A 3,716-nucleotide genomic window follows, 5' to 3' on the forward strand; every position below is an offset into this window, starting at 1 on the left:
GGTGGCGGCATGCCGCCCCAGGTCGTCGGCGAGGCCACGGGCGTCGTCAAATTCTTCAACGGGCAAAAGGGCTTCGGCTTCGTCGTGCGCGATGACGGTGGTGAGGACGTGTTCGTCCACATCAGCGCGGTCGAGCAGGCGGGCCTGGTCGGCCTGGCCGAGGGTCAGCCGCTTGGCTTCACCCTGGTCGATCGTGGCGGCCGCATCTCTGCGACCGACCTCAAGATCGAGGGCGAACCGCTCCCGGTCACCGATCGCGGCCCGCCGCGTGACGCGGCTGGTCCGGGTGGCGCGCGCGGCGCCGGCGGCCCGCAGCGGCAGCTGACCGGCGAGAAAGCGTCGGGCACGGTCAAGTTCTTCAACGCGATGAAGGGCTTCGGCTTCATCCAGCGCGATGACGGACAGCCCGATGCGTTCGTGCACATCAGCGCGGTCGAACGCGCCGGCCTGCCCACGCTGAACGAGGGCGACCGGCTCGAGTTCGAGCTCGAGGTCGATCGCCGCGGCAAGCATGCGGCGGTCAACCTGAACCCGGTTCAGTAAGGACCGGTTTCGGACACGGGATACGGGCGGTGCCGCACCCACGGCGCCGCCCGTTTTCGTTGGAAGGGCTGTCTTCGTTGGAAAGGCCGATGAAATCGATCGCGCGCCATCTGGCGGCGGTGCTGGCGCTTGGCCTGTCGCCGGCCGCACCCGCCGCCGCGCAACAGGCTCCCGCCGCCGCGCCCGCCGCCCCGACCAGCGCTACCCCCGCTGCGGTGCCGGTGCCGGTATCGCGGGTCGAGGTGATCGCGCGGCTGCCGCACGATCCCACCGCCTTCACCGAGGGGCTGCTGTGGCACGATGGCCATCTCTATGAGAGCACCGGGCGCGAGGGGGTGTCCGATGTACGTCGTACCGATCCGGTCAGCGGCAAGATCCTGGCGCGTGCCACCATCCCGTCGGGCGAGTTCGGCGAAGGCCTGGCGCTCGACGGCGATACGCTGATCAGCCTGACCTGGCACGACGGCCTTGCCCACCGCTGGCACCGTGACACGCTCAAGCGCGCTGGCCCCGATCTGCGCTACACCGGCGAAGGCTGGGGGCTGACCCGCGCGCCGGAGGGGCTGATCATGTCCGACGGCACCACCAGCCTGCGCGTGCTCGACCCCGTCACGCTCGCCGAAAAGCGGCGGATCCCGGTGACGATCGCCGGACGGCCGCTGCGCAACGTCAACGAGCTGGAATGGGTCGACGGCGCGATCCTCGCAAACGTCTGGCACACCGGCTTCCTGGTGACGATCGACCCCGTTGATGGCCATGTCACCCGCGTGATCGACGCGCGCGCGCTGGTCGAGGAAGTGGCGGCGAAGGATCCCGAGGCGGTGCTCAACGGCATCGCCTGGGACGCCAAGAAAGGCCGGCTGTTCGTCACCGGCAAATTGTGGCCGACGCTGTTCGAGATCGCGATCGTCGACGACCCCGATTCCACCGTCAACTGACGCCCGCCGGCGAACCGCGCGGTCAGCCGAGCTTCTTCGAGAATACCTTGGACAGCGCACCGAAGCCGTGCTTCTCGAAGAAGCGGTGGGCGCCGTCGTTGTGCAGGCCGCTTTCCAGGAACGCCCAGCGCATCCCGCGCCGGCGCCCTTCAGCCTCGACGAACGCGAGCAGCGCCGCACCCACGCCGTGCGATCGTACCGCCGGATCGGTCGCCAGATCCTCTATGACCATGAACGACGTGCGGTCGTTGACCTCCCACAGGATGATCGCGGCGGCGACCAGCCGGCCGGAGTCCTGCGCGACCGCGACGCTGCGATCAGGGCCGAGCGCCGCCAAGTCCTCCTGCATCCGTGCGTCGAGATCGGGCGCCCAGCTCCGTCCGTCGAGGCTGAGTCCGGTCTGCACCTCGCCGTGGCTGACGTAGGATTCGTCGAGCGCGACGATCCGCGCGAAGAAGGTCGCGATCCCCGGCAATTCGGCGGGATCCGCCCAGCGATAATCGATCATCGCTCAGCAATAGGCCAACGGATGGGCATGGGGTAGCCGCGTCCGCTCGACCTCGGCCAGCCAGCCGGCGATGGTCGGGCAGTCGAATACCGCAGGCGAGCCGATCAGCGCATAGAAATCGCCGCGGCGGCGTTCGACTTCCTCCTCCGTCACGTCGGGCAGGTCGCCGTCGGTACGCAGCGTCAGGCGCGCCTGCGCGTGCGCCACGTCCCAACCATCGATCAACGCGATGCACAGCGGGTCAAAGATCTCGCGCAGGTTCGGCGTGTAGTTGTCGCGTAGATCGCCCCACAAGGCACGGAATCCCCATTCGGTGCAGGTGTCGAAATACCATGCGACCCAACTGCCGAACACATCGGCGTCGATCAGATCGAGCTTGCGCAACCGCGCCGCGATCTCGAACAGATTGCAGTTCATCTCATAATATTTGCGTGCGATCATCGCGATCTGGCGCGGGTCGATCCGTTCGCCGTGCTCGTTACGGACCAGATCGGCCAGATCGTCGAACCGGCCGACCGGCGCCAGCCGGCGCTTCATGGTCGGGACCAGCTTGGCGTGGCGCGCCTCGAATTCGAACACGCGGTTCGATTCGATCTCCAGCCGCTGGTAGATTTCAACCTTGCGCGCGTCGAGCGCCTTGCGGTCGGCCTCCTCGCGTTGCGCGTCCGCGATTGACTGCGCCTCGCGCCGCTGTCGCCCTTCGGCGAGCAACTGGCGGACCGCCCAGATGATCGTAAATGCCAGCGCGCCCGCTTGAAGCAGCAGGCCGGCGAACAGCTTCACCATCTCGATCATCATTCTTCCCCCCAAAGAAGGCGGGGATCATGTCACCAGACGCAGCAGCGCCGCAAGCGTATCAGCCTCGGCGGCGGGCTTGTCGTTACGGATGCGGTGGATGCGCGGGAAGCGCATCGCCACCCCCGATTTGTGCCGTTTGGACTGGTGAATCGAATCGAACGCCACCTCCAGCACCAGCGTCTTTTCCACCTCGCGCACCGGGCCGAAGCGGTTGACGGTGTGGGTGCGCACGAAGCGGTCGAGCCATTTCAGCTCGTCGTCGGTGATGCCCGAATAGGCCTTGCCCACCGGCAGCAACTCGCCGTCGTCGCTCCAGCAGCCGAAGCTGTAGTCAGAATAGAAGGACGACCGCCGGCCGCTGCCACGCTGGGCGTACATCATCACGCAATCGGCGGTGAGCGGGTCGCGCTTCCACTTGTACCACAATCCGGTGCGGCGCCCGGCGACATAGGGCGAGTCCCGCCGCTTGAGCATCACCCCCTCGATCGCCGAATCGCGCGCGCCGGCGCGGATCGCGCCCAGATGCGCGAAGTCGCCGGCATCAATCAGCGCGCTGACATCGAACCGGCCGGGATCGAGCCGCGCTGCGAATCCTTCCAGCCGACCGCGCCGTTCCGCCCACGGCAGGTCGCGCAGATCGTCGGGGCCGTCGAACAATATGTCGTAGAGCCGGACGAACGCCGGATAATCGGCCAGCATCCGCGCCGACACCGCCTTGCGCCCGAGCCGCTGCTGGAGAGCGTTGAAGCTCGCCGCTTCCCCGCCCTGGAACGCGCCCTTCACCAGCAATTCGCCGTCGAGCACTCCGGGCACGCGGAACGCCGCCGCGACGTCCGGAAAGCTCCGGGTGATGTCGTCGCCGCCCCGGCTGTACAGGCGCGTTTCCCCGGCGACATGGACCAGCTGGACGCGGATGCCGTCCCACTTCC

The 3,716-nt window shown here is 67.7% G+C and carries 5 protein-coding genes; 2 read left to right on the forward strand and 3 right to left on the reverse strand.

Annotated features, from left to right (window positions below; all coding sequences use genetic code 11):
- Both VNR91_RS04060 and VNR91_RS04065 read left to right on the forward strand, forming a co-directional pair.
- Positions 1-543, forward strand: a 543-nt coding sequence (locus tag VNR91_RS04060) for a cold-shock protein (RefSeq protein WP_325489507.1), incomplete at its 5' end; no start/stop codon positions are given.
- Positions 544-632: 89 nt separating this feature from the next.
- Positions 633-1,481, forward strand: coding sequence for a glutaminyl-peptide cyclotransferase (locus VNR91_RS04065; protein WP_325489508.1), 849 nt, complete (start codon positions 633-635; stop codon positions 1,479-1,481).
- A gap of 22 nt (positions 1,482-1,503) precedes the next feature.
- Here VNR91_RS04065 and VNR91_RS04070 read toward each other — a convergent pair whose 3' ends face one another.
- The 3 genes from VNR91_RS04070 to VNR91_RS04080 all read right to left on the reverse strand — a co-directional run.
- Positions 1,504-1,989, reverse strand: a complete 486-nt coding sequence (locus VNR91_RS04070; protein WP_325489509.1) for a GNAT family N-acetyltransferase — start codon at positions 1,987-1,989, stop codon at positions 1,504-1,506.
- 3 nt (positions 1,990-1,992) lie between these two features.
- Positions 1,993-2,784, reverse strand: a complete 792-nt coding sequence (locus VNR91_RS04075) for a hypothetical protein (RefSeq protein ID WP_325489510.1) — start codon at positions 2,782-2,784, stop codon at positions 1,993-1,995.
- 27 nt (positions 2,785-2,811) lie between these two features.
- The coding region (locus VNR91_RS04080; RefSeq protein WP_325489511.1) for a cisplatin damage response ATP-dependent DNA ligase at positions 2,812-3,716 on the reverse strand (905 nt) is incomplete at its 5' end.

Origin of the sequence: Sphingomonas sp. (assembly GCF_035555815.1) — a bacterium.
In the GTDB taxonomy this organism is placed as follows: Bacteria; Pseudomonadota; Alphaproteobacteria; order Sphingomonadales; family Sphingomonadaceae; genus Sphingomonas.